A 15,110-nucleotide genomic window follows, 5' to 3' on the forward strand; every position below is an offset into this window, starting at 1 on the left:
TCTCTTCCCTCTTCCAAAAAAAATTGCGTTGATCAGCCGTGCGCGCGGTGACGGCGAGTTTCCCAGCCCTTCTTCGCCGCGGCGCTGCGGCTGGTCGACGACGATTGCGAGGCGCCGCCCTTGCGGCCCCCCTTGCGCGAGCTTTCGTGGCTTTCCTTCCTGCCGCGCCCCGAGCCGGACTTCTTGCCGCCGCCGGAATCCTTGTTGACGGTCGCCCAGGCGCGGCTCTTCGCTTCCTTCTTGGAGACGCCGCGATCCTCATAGCCTTCGGCGATATGCTCGGCCTTGCGCTTCTGCTTGTCGGTATATTTGTCCTTGTCGCCCTGCGGCATGACGCATCTCCTGACGAACTCGTGCTTGCCCGGCACAACGCGCCGCAACGGACCCGTATCCATTGGGAAAACAACGTTAACCTGGATGAGTCCCCGTGCCGCGGAACCGCGCGGGCGGCTCGATGGTTGCAGTCCCGAGACCGACTGACCGTCTGACAGGGGAATGATGATGGACTCAGCCGAGAAGCACTATTTCCTCGAACGCGCCGAAGCCGAACTGGACCTCGCCAACGAGGCTACGCACGAAAGCGCGGCGCGCGCCCATTATTATCTCGCCGGCTTCTATCTCGACCGCGCGCATAACGGCGCGGCCAACGAAAACTGACGAACAGGAGGCTGCCTGATGCCCCCCGAACGCCCGCAGGACGCGAAGCTCGAGGCCGAAGGCGTGCTCGTCCGGCCGATCGGCGGCCAGATCTATCTGGTCGAGGAAGGCGCCGAAGCGGCGCCGTGGGACGAAGAGCCGGCGCCGGACCGCGGGCCGCTCTCAGGCCTGATCAATCGCCACTGATCTGGGGCCGGCCGACATCGCCCTTGCCGACCGTGTGCGCGGCCATTTCCAGCATGCGGTCGAGGCTCCGCTTCGCGCGCAGCCGCAGCCCCTCCTCGATCTCGATGCGCGGCTCCAGGTCGCGGAGTGCGACGTAGAGCTTCTCCATCGTGTTGAGCGCCATATAGGGGCACATGTTGCAGTTGCAGTTCCCGTCCGCGCCGGGCGCGCCGATGAACTGCTTGTGCGGGGCCGCCTTCTCCATCTGGTGGATGATGTGCGGCTCCGTGGCCACGATCATCACCTCTGACGGCTGCTGCAGCGCATAAGCGAGGATCGCCGAGGTGGAGCCGACCATGTCGGCATGGTCCAGCACGTGCGGCGGGCATTCCGGATGGGCGAGCACCGGGGCGCCCGGATGCTGCGCCTTGAGCTTGAGCAGCTCGGTCTCCGAGAAGGCCTCGTGGACGATGCAGACGCCCGGCCAGAGCAGCATGTCGCGCCCGGTCTTGCGCGCCAGATAGCCGCCCAGATTCTTGTCCGGACCGAAGATAATCTTCTGCTCCTTCGGAATCTGGGCGAGGATCGTCTCGGCCGACGAGCTGGTGACGATGATGTCGCTGAGCGCCTTCACCTCGGCCGAGCTGTTGATGTAGGTGAGCGCGATATGGTCCGGATGGGCCTCCCGGAACGCCTTGAACTGCGCGGGCGGGCAGCTGTCTTCGAGGCTGCAGCCGGCATCCATGTCGGGCAGGATGACGGTCTTGTCCGGTGAAAGAATCTTCGCCGTCTCCGCCATGAAGCGCACGCCGCAAAAGGCGATCACCTCGGCGTCGGTCGCCTGCGCCTTGCGGCTGAGATCGAGGCTGTCGCCGACGAAGTCGGAAATATCCTGGATTTCGGGCGTCTGGTAATAGTGGCCGAGGATGATGGCGTTGCGCTCCTTGCGCAGCCGGTCGATCTCGGCGCGGAGGTCAAGGCCCTTCAGGCTCAGATTGGGTGCGTTCATGGGTTCCTTGCCCTGATCCGATCGTCGATCCGCCGCGGCCGATCGAGAAAGCTGGCCGTCTCGCGCCCGGCCGGGCCAACGAAACGCGCCGCCACGCTGGCTTCTATCCCGGCCGCGCGCAGCGGCAAAGCGAAACTCCGGGCGACGTCCCTGAGCGCCGCGGCGCGCGCCTCGTTCATCGGCAGCGGCGCCCGCGCCTGGCGGGTCAGCTCCTCCTGGGCGGCGCGGCGGTTGGCCTCGTCGATCGATTGTCCCGCGTCGGTAAGGGCCATCACGATGCCGCCGTCCGAATATTCCTGCGCGCCTGCAAAATCGATCTGCGGCCCCGCAACTTCAAGGGGCGGGAGCGTAACGGTCAGCGTCGCGGTCGGCGCGTCCCAGGCAAGATCGGCGCGCCGCATCCGGCTGAGGTCGACGGCGTAGCGGACCTGGCCGGGAACGACGAGGGTCTTGCGCGCGGTAAAGCCGAGCCGGCTCTCGCTCGCGGTGACGATCGCGGCGAAGCGGCCGACGAAGACGATCTGCCTCCCCTGCTCGCGGACCGAAAGCAGGGTGGCGTTGGCGATCCCCACCGGATCGGGCCCGGCCGGTCCCTCGGACGGCGGCCGCAGCAGCAGGCCGATTCCCGCGCCGATCAGCAGCGCGAGCAAGGGCGGCAGCAGGAAGAACCATTTCCTCACGCGGCGCGCATCCACGTCTCGCCCTCGTGCCGCACCAGCCCCCGCGCCTCGAGATCGACCAGATGCGCCAGCACCGAGCGGCCCGCGGCGGGGAAGAGGCGCGGGTCGGTGCCCTGGTACATGATTTCGACCATCGCCGGGATCTGCCCCTCCCCCGCGCCGAGCTGGCGCAGGATCTGCTGCTCGCGCATGCGGCGATGGGCGATCAGCGCGCGGACATGGCTGTGGGGTTTCTCCACCGCCGGGCCGTGCGCCGGATAATAGACCTTGTCGTCGCGCTTCAGGAGCAGGTCGAGGCTCCGCATATAGTCGGCCATGTCGCCGTCCGGCGGCGAGACGACTGTCGTCGACCAGCCCATCACATGGTCGCCGGTGAACAGCGCCCCCGTTCCCGCCAAGGCGAGGCAGAGATGATTGGAGGTGTGCCCGGGCGTGGCCACCGCCTGCAGCCGCCACCCATCTCCTTCCACCGCCTCGCCGTCGGCCAGCACCCGGTCCGGCGCATAGTCGAAGTCGAAGGCGGCGTCGGCGCGCGGGCCGTCATCGTCGAGCGCCAGCGGGGCGCAGCCGACGATCGACGCGCCCGTGGCCGCAGCGAGCGGTCGGCTGGCGGGACTGTGATCGCGATGCGTGTGGGTGCAGAGGATCGCCGCGATCCGCTCGCCCCTCGTCGCCGCGAGGATCGCCTCGATATGGTCGGCCAGATCGGGGCCCGGATCGATCACGCCGACCTCGCCTTCGCCGATCAGATAGGTCTGCGTCCCCGAATAGGTGAAGGGCGACGGGTTGCCCGCCAGCAGGCGGCGTACGCCGGGAGCGACCTGCTCGACCTGTCCGGTGGGGAAATCCGCCATGCGGGCCATGTGGCATTGGCGGGGAAGGAAGTGAAGAGCGAGGGGTGGACCCGAAAGGGGACTGCGGACCTGCCAGGCCCACCCCTCCCTTCCCGAGGCCGGGAAGGAATTCTGCCTCACCTCAGCCGCGCGGCGGGATCAGCCAGGTACGGCGCTCGGCCGGATCAAAGACGATGGTCGAACCGCGCAGCGCCAGCATGCCGACATTGACCCGGTTCAGCCCCTCCATGAAGCGCACCTCCGGATTTTCCAGGACCAGGGTCCCGACGCGCACCGTGCCGCGAATCCGCCCGATCTTCACCACGCGGGGCACGCCGTCGGCGAGCCGCGCCGGCGGGCCGTCGGTCAGCGCGCCGTCGAGCGGCATGTCCGTGGACATCGTCATCGGCATCATCAACATGCCGGGCTGGCCCGTGTCGAGATGGGCATGGTGGCTCCGCCCGCCGATCTCGACCTCGATGCCGGGCAGGCTGCGCGGGCCCATCTCGCTATAGGGATGGGCCTGGCCGGACGGGATCGTCGCCGGCGTCTTCGGCGCCACCCTGATCTCGCCGCGGGCGAGATCGAGAAAGACCAGGCGGCCGGAAAAGGTGCTCGGCCCGAACACGCCCCTCACGTTCAGCTGCTGCATCGCCCCCATCGGCAGGGCCACAGCGCGCACTCCGCCGAGCACGGCATTGCCGAGCCGACCGTCCAGATGCGTGCGGAAGCCGATCATCGGCTCCCCGCCGGCGGGCGTGCCGACCCTGGCCGGGCCGTCGTCGGGCAGGCCCGCGGCGCGCGCGAAGTCGGCGTCGAGCACGTTGCCCGAGGCACCGGTATCGAAGATCACGCGCACCGGCGCGCCACTGCCGATCTGCAGCATGGCGATCGGACGCGGACCCGTCAGGTCGAGCGGCACCGTCTCCACCGCGCCCGGGGCGGGCGCCTGGAGGAAGGCGGCGGCAGTCGAGGCTGCCGCCGCCAGCCAGGAAGCGGTCATTGTGCCCTCAGCCGGGCGATCTCGCGGTCGATCGCGGCGAGCACGCGCTGGCGCTGCTCGGCCGGAATGTCGTCGTCCTCGGCCAGCCGGGCACGGGCGCGCTGCAGGGACTCGGCGCGTTGCGCGGCGGAGCGCTCGCCGCGGCTGCACAGGATGACGCGCGTCCGGTTGTTGTCGGCGCCCTCGTTCACCTCGGTGCGGTTTGCATCCTCGCAATCGTGCATCGCCATGACCATCGCCCCGTGACGTCCGCCGCGGTCGCGATGCAGGTCGAAGCGCTCGACGAAGGTCCCGGGGCCATGGCGTTCGGCGCGGTCGCCGTCCCCGCGATGGGTGAAGACCATGACGCGCCGGTCCTCGTGGCGGTCGCGGTCCTCGCTGCGCCGTTCGGAGCGGCGGCTGTGCCGGTCGCGATGCTCGTCCCTGCGGATCGTGCGCACGATGATCCGGCTGTCGTCATGATCGTGATCCTCGGCGCGCGGCGGGGACGACGGCGCCGGGGGCGCCGGCTGGGCGACGACGCTGGCGCTGCCGAAAGCGAGGCTGAGCCCCCCGAGCGTCGCGATCGCCGCCGCGCCGCCGAGCATGCGCAGCCGGCCCGGCTTGTGGAACTTCATCATCTTCAATCTCCGTTTCAGTTGATCGGCATGATTGAGCGGGCAGGCTGCAATCAGGCCGGGTCGGCTCGCGGATTTGACGAGGGCGCGTGCGTAATCGTGGCGCGCGCCGGTATCGGCCCTGGCGGCGACGGCGGCGTCGCAGGCCAGCTCCTGGTCGGCGCGGAACGCCCGGAAGGCGAACCAGGCGACCGGATTGAACCAGTTCAGGGCGAGGATCAGCAGGCCGAGATGATTCCACCAGAGGTCGAAGCGGCGGTGGTGGACGGCCTCATGGTCGAGCGCGAGCGCTCGCTCTTCCGGCGAATAGCGGCTTTCGAAATCGGCCGGCACGACAATCCGGCGGCGGAGGAGGCCGAACGAGATCGGCCCCTCGACACCTTCGCTCTCGATCAGCCGGACGCCGCGATGGGTGCCAAGGTCGCGTGCGCCCTCCCGGAGGCTTTTGACGAAGCGCCGATAGGTCCAGATCTGCCAGAGCAGGAAGCAGGCCGCGCCGGCGGCCCAGATCGCGAGCAGCAAGGGCACCCACTGCCCGGGTCCGCCCTCCGGCGGCACCGGCGCGGCCATATCCTCCGCGATCAGGATCACTGTCGGCGGCGGAATCAGGTTCGGAAGCTCGACCGCGCTGAGGCTGGGCAGCGGTGGCATGATGAGGCGCAGGGCGGGGAGCAGCCAGAGCGCATAGACCGGGCCCGCCCCGAACAGAGCGGCGAAGGGCCGGCGGATCGCGAGCACGAGCAGCATCGCCGCGCTCGCCCAGATCATGTTCGACACGAGCCAGCCAGTCATTGCTTGAGCGCCTTCAGCAGCGCTTCGATCTCGGCGATGTCGGCCGGGCTGAGACGGTCACGCTCGGCGAGCTGGGCGACGAGCGGCGTCACCTTGCCGCCGAACATCCGGTCGATCAGCTTGCCCGATTCCTGCGCGACATAATCGGCGCGGGCAATGGCGGGACGATAGAGGTAGCGACGGCCATCCTCCTGATGGGAGAGGATACCCTTGGCGAGCAGGCGCCCGAGCATGGTCTTCACCGTGCGGATGCTCCAGCCGCGCGCGGCCGGCACGCGCTCGGCCACTTCGGCAGCCGTCAGCGGCGCCTCCTGCCAGAGCACTTCCATGACCGCATATTCGGCCTCCCCGATCCGCTCCAAATCCCAGCCTCCCTCGATATGGACTACACGAGTAGTCATTCCGCGGGTGAACGGAAGATGAATGGGCGGTAGCCGGTGCCAGGGAGTGTCGGGGCGCTTTACAGGTGGGAAAGAAGGTTAATTTCGCTTCACCCTGAAAAGGGCGGATTTCCGGGGTTTTTCAGAGCTGGCACGGGCCATGTATATTATTCTGCGTCCACATGGTTCCACTCTCGGGGCGGGCCTGGCGCTCTTCCGGTCGCGCCGCCCGCCCTAAATTTTTTTCGGACCGTCCTTCCCAAGCAAAGCCGCCGCCGTGGCCTCGTCCGCGGGCAGGAATGCCTCGATCGCCAGCTCGGTCAGGGTGACATCGATCGGCGTTCCGAACATGGTCGTGGTGCTGAGTAAGGAGAGAACCGTCTCCCCTGCCCGCACGCGGAGCGGCACGGCGACGCCGCCATAGCCGTCATGGGTCGGCGCGAGCCCGCCCGGATAGGTGCGCAACTCCTGCAGCAAAGCGGCAAGGTGCTGGTCGCCGCTCGCCGCGACCTGCGCCTCCAGCCGGTGCAGAATATGGGCGCGCCACTCGGCCAGATTCTCGATCCGCGGCGCCAGGCCCTCCGGGTGCAGGCTGAGCCTCAGCACGTTGACCGGCGGCGCGAGCAGGTGCGGCGCCGCGCCGGCCAGGAACGGCGCCACCCCCGCATTGGCGGCGACGAGCTGCCAGTGCCGGTCTACGGCGAGCGCCGGGAAAGGCTCGTGTGCCTTCAGCACCAGCTCGACGGCGCGGCGCGCCGCCGCCAGCGCCGGATCGTCGAACGGACGCTCAGGCAAAGCCGGCGCGAAGCCAGCGGCGACCAGCAGCAGGTTGCGATCACGCGCGGGAATTGCGAGCCGCTCGGCGAGGCGCAGCAGCATGCCCCGGCTGGGCCGCGACCGGCCCGTTTCCAGGAAGGACAGATGCCGCGCGGAAATCTCCGCATCGAGCGCGAGATCGAGCTGGCTGAGCCGGCGGCGCGAACGCCAGGCGCGAAGCTGTTCGCCGACAGGGAGGGTCTGGGTCTGCATGGCCGCAGCCTAGCCGTTCGGCCCGGCCAATCCCATTACCTCCAACGTAATCGACCGCATGACCTGGTCAGGCCATGATTCGGGGCATCAACCGCGAAAGGACATGGTTATGTCGAACACCCTCTTTCTCCGCCGCGTGCTCGCCCTCGATTCGCTGAGCTGCCTCGCCATGGGCCTGCTCATGGGCATTGGTGCCGCGGGCCTCGCCCCGCTCTTCGGCCTGGCCGAGCCGCTCGTCCGCTTCGCCGGCCTGGCGCTTTTGCCGCTGGCCGCCTTCATTGGCTGGCTGGCCACGCGGCCGAGCCCGCCCCGCGCCCTCGTCTGGGTGGTGATCGTCGGCAATCTCGGCTGGACGGCGGAGAGCTTCCTCACGCTCGGCCAGGTCCAGGCGACCGCGCTCGGCATCGCCTTCGTCACCGCCCAGGCGCTGGCGGTGCTGGGGCTGGCCATGCTTGAATATGTGGGGATCAGGAAGGCAGCCGCTGCCGTCGCCTGACGTCTATCCAGACGTGCTCCGGCGAAAGCCGGAGCGTTGGGCGAGACAGTTTCAGACTTTCCGGCCAACGGTCCGGCCTGCGCCGGACCACGCCGGTCCGGGTCCCGGCCTTCAGCCTCCGGCTGAAATTTATCCTGAGCGCCTGCCTTGCAGGCAGTCGAAGGGCCGGACCAAGTAATTCAGGCCTTGGCGACCTGCTTTTCGGCGAGCAGCTGCTGCAGCTCGCCGGCTTCGAACATCTCCATCATGATGTCGGAGCCGCCGACGAACTCGCCCTTCACATAGAGCTGCGGGATGGTCGGCCAGTCGGAATAATCCTTGATCCCGTTGCGAATCTCCGGATCCTGCAGCACGTCGACCGTCTCGAAGGCGACACCGAGATGGTCGAGGATCGCCACCGCCCGGCTGGAGAAGCCGCATTGCGGGAAGAGCGCGGTGCCCTTCATGAAAAGCACGATGTCGCTCTTCTTTACAATCTCGTCGATGCGGGTGCTGACGTCGGTCATGCTCTCTTCCTTACTCCGGAACCGAGGTGCTGAGCTTCAGCGCGTGGAGCTCGTTCCCCATGCGCCCGCCCAGCGCCTGATAGACGCGCTGGTGCTGCTTCACGCGCGGCTGGCCGCGGAAGCTCTCCGCCACCACCCGCGCCTCATAATGGTCGCCGTCGCCGGCCAGGTCGATGATCTCCACCCGCGCGTCGGGAATGCCGTCGCGGATCAAACTCTCGATCTCTGTCGCCGGCATCGGCATGGCTTCAGCCCTGGGCCTCGATGAAGTGGCGGCGTGCCTCGACCGTCTTGTGCTCGAGGGTCTGGCGGATCGTGGCGTCGTCGATCTCGACCCCGGCCGAGGTCAGGTCGCCGAGCAATTTGCGGATCACGTCCTCGTCGCCGGCCTCCTCGAAGTCGGCGCGGATCACGTCCTTGGCATAAGCGTCGGCTTCCGCCTCGGTCAGGCCCATCTTCTTCGCGGCCCACTGGCCCAGCAGCCGGTTGCGCCGCGCGACGATCTTGAACTGCATCTCCTGGTCGCGGGCGTACATGGATTCGAACGCTTTCTCGCGGTCGTCGAAGCTGGTCATGGGAGTCCTTGCTGCTGGTGGTTGCTGCTTTCGCGTTCAGGGGCCGAGATAGGAGGGAACGACCGCCGGCGCAACGCCATCCGCGGCGGCCCGGGCGAAAGTGCTTGCCGACCGGCGAGAATCTGTCAGGTGAGGCGCACTGTCAGGAGAATTTGATCCATGTTTCGCATTTCCGCTTTCGCCATCCTCTGCCTCGCCGCCGTTCCGGCCTTCGCGCAGAACCAGACCACGCCCGCGCCCGCCGCGCCGGCCGGCCCGCCGCCCGAGGCGATGAGCGCCATCCAGACCGCGGCGACCGCCTTCGGCCAGTGCGTACAGACCGGCGTCCAGGCCGTACCCGCGACGGTAACGCCGGAGGCCGGCGCGACGACCGTGCTGGCCGGCTGCTCCGCGCAGAAGCAGACGCTGGAGCAGGCCGTCCGTGCCTTGCTCGCCCAGCTGCCCGCAGAGCAGCGGACCGCCGGCGAGGCTCAGCTCAATTCCCAGCTGAGCTCCCTGCCGACGCAGGTCGCCGACGGCATCCGGCAGGCGCGCGGCGCGACAGCGCCGGCCGCGACGCCGACGCCGGCACCCGCCCAATAAGCGGTCGAAGATGGGCGGCTGGGCGTCAGGCGTCCATCGTCACCACGAGCTTCCCGACTGCCTGCCGGGCGGCCATATAGGCGATGGCGTCACCGCCTTCGGCGAGCGGCCAGGTGCGGCTGACCCGCGGCGCGATCCTGCCCTCGTCCCAGAGCCTGAACAAAGTGGCGATATGCGCCGCATTCGCCTTCGGGTCGCGCGCCGCGAAGGCGCCCCAGAAGACGCCCCGCACGTCGCAGCTCTTCAGCAGCGTGAGGTTGAGCGGCAACTTCGGGATGCCCGCCGGGAAGCCGATGACGAGCAGCCGCCCCTCCCAGGCGATCGCCCGCAACGCCGCCTCGGTATAGTCGCCGCCCACGGGATCGTAGACCACGTCGGCGCCTGCTGATCCGACCGCCTCCTTGAACAGACCGGCGAGCGCCTTCGCGCCCTCCCTGTCGAACGGCCCGCGCGGATAGACGACCGCGCTGTCCGCACCCGCCGCTCTCGCCGCTTCGGCCTTTTCCCCAGAGGAGACCGCGGCGACGACGCGCGCGCCCATCGCCTTGCCGAGCTCCACCGCCGCCAGGCCGACGCCGCCCGCAGCGCCGAGCACGAGCAGGGTTTCGCCCTCCTTCAGCCTCGCCCGGTCGGCGAGCGCGTGGATCGTGGTCGCATAGGTCAGGATCAGCGCCGAGCCTTCCTCGAAGCTCCGCCCCTCGGGCAGCGGGATCGCCATGGCGGCCGACACCAGGACCTTCTCGCTGAGTCCGCCATGGCCGAGCATCGCGATCAGCCGCGCGCCCTCGGCCCAGCCAGTGACGCCCTCCCCCACCGCCTCGACCACGCCGGCAATCTCGCCGCCGGGGGCGAAGGGGCGCTCGGGCCGGAACTGGTATTTGTCCTCGATAATGAGGACGTCGGGATAGTTGATCGCGCAGGCCTTGACCCGGACGAGCAGCTGGCCCGGACCCGGCACCGGATCGGGCAGCTCGGTCAGCGCGAGCGTTTCGGGGCCGCCCGGCGCGTTCGACAGCAAAGCCTTCATCGCGCGGACTGCGGAAAGGCGGGGAGCCTGGCGACGTCGGCGGGCTCATGCTGGATGATGACGGTTGCGCGCAGGTTGCGGCCAAGCCGGTCGAAGCGGTCCATCGAGGCCAGGGTCTCGGCCCGGCTGGTGTTGAACGGCGGCACGCCGCGGCGCTGCACCTGCTCGGTGAAATGATACATGTCGCCGGAGAGCAGGACCGGGCCCGACGCCAGCCGGACGAGCAGGGCGCGGTGCCCGGGCGTGTGGCCGGGCAGGTTCAGCATCACCACCTTGCCGTCGCCATAGACGTCATGATCGCCGCGCGCCTCGACCACCTGGCCGCCGCCGGTGAGCCAGTGCGCGAGCGGCGCGCGCTCGACGCCGGGATCATTGCCGCGCAGTGCCGCGATGTCGCCCGCGCCCATGAGCAGCCGCGCATGCGGGAAGCTCGCCGCCTGGCCGGTATGGTCGAAATGATAGTGGCTGATGCCGACGATGGTGACCTGCTCGGGGCGCACGTTGATGCGGGCGAGCTGGTCGACGATGGTGGCGCGCAAAGTCGCGCGGATCGCGGGCGTCTGGATCGGCTGCTGGACGACGCCGGCGGGGATGCCGGTGTCCCAGAGCATATAGTCGGTGCCGTGGCGGATCACGTAGCAGCTGCCGACCAGGTCCTTCGGCCCCGCTTGATATTCGGACGTGTCGGAGAAGAAGGCGTTATGGTCGGTGAAGGTGAAATTGCCGCAGTCGAGCCGCCACATCTCCATCAGCGGCGGGACGGTTGTGGAGAATGACGGCGCCTGCATCCCCGCCAGCGCGATCCAGCCGAGCGCCGCCGCCAGTGCCCGTTTCAGCATCATCACCCCCTCTGTTCGATCGGCTCCTTGGGCGAGACATAGGCGGGATCGTGGGCGAAGGGCAATTCACGGCCCCTGGCGAGCGCGTCGAGCACCGCCGCGAAATCGGTGCGGCAGCGGAAGCCCATCAGCCGCTCGGCGCGCGACGGATCGTAGACCCGGTCGATCGAGGCGGGCAGCGTCCACCGCAGGCGGGCGTACAGCTCCGGCGCCTCCGGAAAGTGCCGCGCGATCACCGCCGGCGCATCGTGCAGCAATTCCACGCATTCCTCGCGCACGAAGGGCGGCGGGGCGGACAGGATGAAAGTGCCGAAGCCGAGCGCTCTGATCTTTTCCAGCGCCACGACATGCGCCTCGGCGGCATCCTCGACGGTGAGCCGGCGGTTCAGGAATTCGTTCGCCTTGATGTTCGGGCCGGACGGCACGCTGTGCGTGTCGTCGTCCTCCGGGAAGAAACGGCCGGTGCGGAGCACCGCGACGGCGAGGCCGCTTTCCTCATGGACCTGCCGGCAAAGGCGCTCGGCCTCGACTTTGGTGACGCCGTAGATGTTGCGCGGCTGGAGCGGCCCGAAATCCTCGTCGAGCCAGGCCGCCTCGGCCGCGCCGCCCGCCTTCCCCGCGCGGATCGCGGCGGTGATCATCAGCGAGGTCGTCGAGGTGAACAGGAAGCGGTCATGGCCCGCCGCCACCGCCGCCTCGAGCAGGTTGCGTGTGCCCTCGACATTGACCTGCCAGAAGGCGCTTTCCGGATAGCGGACGATGTCCGGCTTGTGCAGCGCGCCGGCATGGATCACCGCCTCGATCCCCTGCTCGCCGAAGGTCCGCTCGACCAAGGCCCGGTCCGCGACCGAGCCGATCACATCGGTGTCCGCGCCGCGCGCGACGTCGAGGCCGATCACGACATGGCCTTCGGCGCGCAGCCGCGGCGCCAGGAAGCGGCCGAGCCAGCCGGAGGAGCCGGTCAGAAGAAGTCGCATGCCCGTCCCGATATCAGGCCGCGGCCCGGATGGGAGAGGCGAGCCGCTCCGCCGGATCATGTGCGTCGGCCCAGTCAGTCCGGCGCTTCAGGAACGGATTGAAGAACAGGACCGGGATCTTCAGGAAGATCAGCTCCGAATGGATCAGGAGGTCGATCGCCTTCTCCCACCATTTCGGATCGCGGACGCCATGGGCGCGCAGCCAATTGTCATAGGGCGCCCAGTGGCTCGGCTCGTCCTTCTCGATCACCCGGAAGATGCGCAGCAGGGTCTTGTCGTGCTTCACCAGCGGATGGTTGAGCAGGATGTCGACCTGCTTCATTCCCCGCTGCTCGGTCAGCGAGATCACCCGGCAGAGCCGGCCGAACAATGCGTCGTTGCCGATCACCCTGGTGGTATCTAGATCGTCGATCCGCCGCCGGAACATGATCTCGACGAAGCGGTCGATATGGCCGCAGGTGCGGTCCACCTTCAGCGGCATCTTGCGCTGCAGCTCGAACCAGCGCTTGAACATCACATAATGCTTGCGCTCGTCGGCCCGGTGCTTCTCGACCGCGGCAATGAACTCCGCATCGTCGGGCGCATGGGCGCGAACCGCCTCGAGGATGCGGTCGATGCTCGTATAACCGCGATGCTCGTTATAGATGTAGATCGAGCCCAGCAGGTCGAGATAGCGGCGGCGGAACCACGCGAACATGGCGCGGAGAATTCTGCCTCTCCGCGCCGGGCGTCAAGTTTTTTGCGGATTCAAGACTCGTAGTGCGCCGTCGTCTTGGCCGCGACCTCTTCAGCCGTCACGTCCGGCGCCAGCTCGATCAGCTTGAACGGGCTCTGATGATCGGGCCGGTGAAAGACGCAGAGGTCGGTGACGATCATGTCGACCACATTCTTGCCGGTCAGCGGCAGGGTACATTCGGGGATGAACTTGGGATCGCCGTTCTTGGAGGTATGCTCCATCACGACGATGATCTTCTTGACACCGGCGACGAGGTCCATCGCGCCGCCCATGCCCTTGATCATCTTGCCGGGGATCATCCAGTTGGCGATGTCGCCATTCTCCGCCACCTCCATCGCGCCGAGCACGGTGAGGTCGATATGGCCGCCGCGGATCATCGCGAAGCTGTCGGAGGAGGAGAAGTAGCTGGACGAGGGCAGCTGGCTGATCGTCTGCTTGCCGGCATTGATCAGGTCCGGATCGACCTCGTCCTCATAAGGGAACGGGCCGATGCCGAGCATGCCGTTCTCGCTCTGCAGCGTCACCTCCATCCCGGCCGGGATATTGTTGGCGACGAGCGTCGGAATGCCGATGCCGAGATTGACATAATAACCGTCGCGCAGCTCCTGCGCGGCGCGCGCGGCCATCTGGTTGCGGTCCCAGGGCATCAGTCATTTCCTCCTTGCGGGTCGGACCAGCGGCGGTCCGCCGGAAACACGTCGTCGAAAGTGCCGCGAATGCTCGGCCCGTAGACCGGGTTGGAGAGCATGAACCAGCCATTGCCCCAGAGCCCGGCGAAGGGCGGGCTGGAGGCGGCGCGGCGGCGCTCGGGGATCGGCAGGCCGCGGGCATTGAACAGGTCGGAAAAGTCGCCGAGCTGGTCGCCCGCCATGGCGATCACGCAATAGCGGCGCGACACCTCGGCCCGGCGCGGGTCCTTGGCCGAGCCCTGGCCGATATCGTTCTGCAGCCAGAGCGTCCGCCGGTGCACGGCGGGGCCGAGCCCGGCGCCCTCGATCGCCGCCGCGGTCTGGGCGGCATGGGCGGCCATGCGGTTGGAGTTGAAGATTACGGTCACGCCGGCGCGGCGGATGGCGCGCAGCGCGGCCACCGCGCCCGGCATCGGCAGGACGGCATTGGCTCCCGTCCGCTCCCAGCGGTTCCAGCGGTCCTGGTCGTAGCTGCGCCGGTTCAGCGCCTCGTCATATTCGTAGCCGAGATTCTGGATCGCCGTCTCGTCGACGTCGAGCACCACCGCCAGGGGCCGCCGCCCGCAGGGCAGGAAGCGCGGGGCGGCCAGCGTCGAGCCTTCGGCCAGCACCACCGAGTGGCGCGGCCGGGCGCGCGCCCGGCGGAGCACATAGGCGCGGAAGGCGTCATAGGCCTGGATGCTGGCGGCGGCGCCCTCGCCCGACCCGTATAGCCACTGCATCCCAGGCGGCGGACCGGCCGGGGGTTGCGCCGCAGCAGTACCCGCAAGCAAGACGGCGCCGAGGGCGAGGCCGCGAAGGATCACGCCGCTTCCCGCGGCCGGGTCGTCACGAACTCGATCTTCTTGTCGTAGGGCGCGCCGAGGATCAGCCGCTTCACATAGATGCTCGGCAGATGGATGCAGTCCGGATCGAGGCTGCCGACCGGCACGATCTCCTCCACCTCGGCGACGCAGATTCTGCCGGCGGTCGCCATCGGCTGGTTGAAGTTGCGCGCGGTCTTGCGGAAGACGAGGTTGCCGCTCTCGTCGGCCTTCCAGCCCTTGATGATCGAGAGGTCGGCGCGGATGCCGCGCTCGAGGATATAATCCTCGCCGTCGAAATTCTTCACTTCCTTGCCCTCGGCGACCTTCGTGCCGACGCCGGTCTTCGTGTAGAAACCCGGAATGCCCGCGCCGCCGGCGCGGCAGCGTTCGGCGAGCGTGCCCTGCGGACAGAATTCCACCTCCAGCTCGCCCGAGAGATATTGCCGCTCGAACTCCTTGTTCTCGCCGACATAGGAGGAGATCATCTTGCGGATCTGACGGGTGCGCAGCAGCTTGCCGAGCCCCTCATTGTCGATCCCGGCGTTGTTGGAGGCGACGGTGAGGTCCTTCACGCCCGAGGCCTGGATCGCGTCGATCAGCCGCTCCGGAATGCCGCACAGGCCGAACCCGCCCGCGCAGATCGTCATGCCGTCGAACAACAGCCCCTCCAGCGCGGCGGCGGCATCGGGATAGATCTTCTTCATGGCGCGGG

Annotated in this window: 22 protein-coding genes; 4 read left to right on the plus strand and 18 right to left on the minus strand. The window is 68.3% G+C overall.

The window, feature by feature from the left end:
* Nucleotides 1-32 precede the first annotated feature (32 nt).
* Nucleotides 33-332, minus strand: a complete 300-nt coding sequence (locus VEC11_RS14215) for a plasmid stabilization protein (RefSeq protein WP_464132539.1) — start codon at nucleotides 330-332, stop codon at nucleotides 33-35.
* A 163-nt stretch (nucleotides 333-495) separates the two neighbouring features.
* On the opposite strand from VEC11_RS14215, the gene VEC11_RS14220 reads away from it, so the two are divergent.
* Both VEC11_RS14220 and VEC11_RS14225 read left to right on the plus strand, forming a co-directional pair.
* Nucleotides 496-657 carry a hypothetical protein gene (locus tag VEC11_RS14220; protein ID WP_464132542.1) on the plus strand — a complete coding sequence of 54 codons (162 nt, stop codon included), beginning with the start codon at nucleotides 496-498 and terminating at the stop codon, nucleotides 655-657.
* Between the two features lie 18 nt (nucleotides 658-675).
* Complete coding sequence (locus tag VEC11_RS14225) at nucleotides 676-843, plus strand: hypothetical protein (protein ID WP_464132544.1); 168 nt, start codon at nucleotides 676-678, stop codon at nucleotides 841-843.
* Here VEC11_RS14225 and nadA read toward each other — a convergent pair.
* From nadA to VEC11_RS14260, 7 genes are all read right to left on the minus strand, one after another.
* On the minus strand, nucleotides 830-1,831 hold the full coding sequence (gene nadA / locus VEC11_RS14230) for a quinolinate synthase NadA (RefSeq protein WP_464132548.1): 1,002 nt from the start codon (nucleotides 1,829-1,831) through the stop codon (nucleotides 830-832). The two genes, VEC11_RS14225 and nadA, sit on opposite strands and share 14 nt — an antisense overlap.
* Nucleotides 1,828-2,511, minus strand: a complete 684-nt coding sequence (locus VEC11_RS14235) for a DUF4230 domain-containing protein (protein ID WP_464132551.1) — start codon at nucleotides 2,509-2,511, stop codon at nucleotides 1,828-1,830. Before VEC11_RS14235 ends, nadA begins: the two co-directional genes overlap by 4 nt.
* On the minus strand, nucleotides 2,508-3,374 hold the full coding sequence (locus tag VEC11_RS14240; protein ID WP_464132554.1) for an MBL fold metallo-hydrolase: 867 nt from the start codon (nucleotides 3,372-3,374) through the stop codon (nucleotides 2,508-2,510). Before VEC11_RS14240 ends, VEC11_RS14235 begins: the two co-directional genes overlap by 4 nt.
* Nucleotides 3,375-3,486: 112 nt before the next feature.
* The gene (locus VEC11_RS14245) at nucleotides 3,487-4,347 is read right to left on the minus strand and encodes a retropepsin-like aspartic protease (protein WP_464132556.1); all 861 of its coding nucleotides are present in this window, start codon (nucleotides 4,345-4,347) and stop codon (nucleotides 3,487-3,489) included.
* Nucleotides 4,344-5,756 (minus strand): M56 family metallopeptidase, encoded by a 1,413-nt coding sequence (locus VEC11_RS14250; protein WP_464132558.1) that lies wholly within the window; start codon nucleotides 5,754-5,756, stop codon nucleotides 4,344-4,346. The genes VEC11_RS14245 and VEC11_RS14250 overlap by 4 nt, the downstream gene beginning before the upstream one ends.
* Nucleotides 5,753-6,157: a BlaI/MecI/CopY family transcriptional regulator gene (locus VEC11_RS14255; RefSeq protein WP_464132561.1), complete on the minus strand. Its 405-nt coding sequence runs from the start codon at nucleotides 6,155-6,157 to the stop codon at nucleotides 5,753-5,755. Before VEC11_RS14255 ends, VEC11_RS14250 begins: the two co-directional genes overlap by 4 nt.
* A 213-nt stretch (nucleotides 6,158-6,370) precedes the next feature.
* Nucleotides 6,371-7,165 carry a helix-turn-helix domain-containing protein gene (locus VEC11_RS14260; protein WP_464132563.1) on the minus strand — a complete coding sequence of 265 codons (795 nt, stop codon included), beginning with the start codon at nucleotides 7,163-7,165 and terminating at the stop codon, nucleotides 6,371-6,373.
* A gap of 109 nt (nucleotides 7,166-7,274) precedes the next feature.
* Here VEC11_RS14260 and VEC11_RS14265 point away from each other — a divergent pair, with 109 nt between their 5' ends.
* On the plus strand, nucleotides 7,275-7,661 hold the full coding sequence (locus VEC11_RS14265) for a hypothetical protein (protein WP_464132565.1): 387 nt from the start codon (nucleotides 7,275-7,277) through the stop codon (nucleotides 7,659-7,661).
* A gap of 179 nt (nucleotides 7,662-7,840) precedes the next feature.
* Here the strand turns inward: VEC11_RS14265 and grxD are convergent, their stop codons facing one another.
* Genes grxD through VEC11_RS14280 form a run of 3 tightly spaced genes read right to left on the minus strand, consistent with a single transcriptional unit; the run spans nucleotide 7,841 to nucleotide 8,742 of the window.
* Nucleotides 7,841-8,167, minus strand: a complete 327-nt coding sequence (grxD, locus tag VEC11_RS14270) for a Grx4 family monothiol glutaredoxin (RefSeq protein ID WP_464132568.1) — start codon at nucleotides 8,165-8,167, stop codon at nucleotides 7,841-7,843.
* 10 nt (nucleotides 8,168-8,177) lie between these two features.
* Nucleotides 8,178-8,411 carry a BolA family protein gene (locus VEC11_RS14275; protein WP_464132572.1) on the minus strand — a complete coding sequence of 78 codons (234 nt, stop codon included), beginning with the start codon at nucleotides 8,409-8,411 and terminating at the stop codon, nucleotides 8,178-8,180.
* 4 nt (nucleotides 8,412-8,415) lie between these two features.
* On the minus strand, nucleotides 8,416-8,742 hold the full coding sequence (locus VEC11_RS14280) for a DUF1476 domain-containing protein (protein WP_464132575.1): 327 nt from the start codon (nucleotides 8,740-8,742) through the stop codon (nucleotides 8,416-8,418).
* A 159-nt stretch (nucleotides 8,743-8,901) separates the two neighbouring features.
* Here VEC11_RS14280 and VEC11_RS14285 point away from each other — a divergent pair, with 159 nt between their 5' ends.
* The gene (locus VEC11_RS14285; protein ID WP_464132577.1) at nucleotides 8,902-9,324 is read left to right on the plus strand and encodes a hypothetical protein; all 423 of its coding nucleotides are present in this window, start codon (nucleotides 8,902-8,904) and stop codon (nucleotides 9,322-9,324) included.
* A gap of 25 nt (nucleotides 9,325-9,349) precedes the next feature.
* Here the strand turns inward: VEC11_RS14285 and VEC11_RS14290 are convergent, their stop codons facing one another.
* From VEC11_RS14290 to VEC11_RS14320, 7 genes are all read right to left on the minus strand, one after another.
* On the minus strand, nucleotides 9,350-10,351 hold the full coding sequence (locus VEC11_RS14290; protein ID WP_464132579.1) for an NADPH:quinone oxidoreductase family protein: 1,002 nt from the start codon (nucleotides 10,349-10,351) through the stop codon (nucleotides 9,350-9,352).
* Nucleotides 10,348-11,193 (minus strand): N-acyl homoserine lactonase family protein, encoded by an 846-nt coding sequence (locus tag VEC11_RS14295; protein ID WP_464132582.1) that lies wholly within the window; start codon nucleotides 11,191-11,193, stop codon nucleotides 10,348-10,350. Before VEC11_RS14295 ends, VEC11_RS14290 begins: the two co-directional genes overlap by 4 nt.
* The gene (locus VEC11_RS14300; protein WP_464132586.1) at nucleotides 11,193-12,167 is read right to left on the minus strand and encodes an NAD-dependent epimerase/dehydratase family protein; all 975 of its coding nucleotides are present in this window, start codon (nucleotides 12,165-12,167) and stop codon (nucleotides 11,193-11,195) included. The genes VEC11_RS14295 and VEC11_RS14300 overlap by 1 nt, the downstream gene beginning before the upstream one ends.
* Nucleotides 12,168-12,180: 13 nt before the next feature.
* Nucleotides 12,181-12,864, minus strand: a complete 684-nt coding sequence (locus tag VEC11_RS14305; RefSeq protein WP_464132588.1) for a ferritin-like domain-containing protein — start codon at nucleotides 12,862-12,864, stop codon at nucleotides 12,181-12,183.
* Between the two features lie 50 nt (nucleotides 12,865-12,914).
* Nucleotides 12,915-13,550 (minus strand): 3-oxoacid CoA-transferase subunit B, encoded by a 636-nt coding sequence (locus tag VEC11_RS14310; RefSeq protein WP_464132592.1) that lies wholly within the window; start codon nucleotides 13,548-13,550, stop codon nucleotides 12,915-12,917.
* Nucleotides 13,550-14,314 carry an HAD family acid phosphatase gene (locus tag VEC11_RS14315; RefSeq protein WP_464132596.1) on the minus strand — a complete coding sequence of 255 codons (765 nt, stop codon included), beginning with the start codon at nucleotides 14,312-14,314 and terminating at the stop codon, nucleotides 13,550-13,552. Before VEC11_RS14315 ends, VEC11_RS14310 begins: the two co-directional genes overlap by 1 nt.
* Before the next feature lie 80 nt (nucleotides 14,315-14,394).
* Nucleotides 14,395-15,102 carry a CoA transferase subunit A gene (locus VEC11_RS14320; protein WP_464132599.1) on the minus strand — a complete coding sequence of 236 codons (708 nt, stop codon included), beginning with the start codon at nucleotides 15,100-15,102 and terminating at the stop codon, nucleotides 14,395-14,397.
* Nucleotides 15,103-15,110 lie beyond the last annotated feature (8 nt).

Source organism: Allosphingosinicella sp. (assembly GCF_035626655.1).
Taxonomy (GTDB): domain Bacteria; phylum Pseudomonadota; class Alphaproteobacteria; order Sphingomonadales; family Sphingomonadaceae; genus Allosphingosinicella.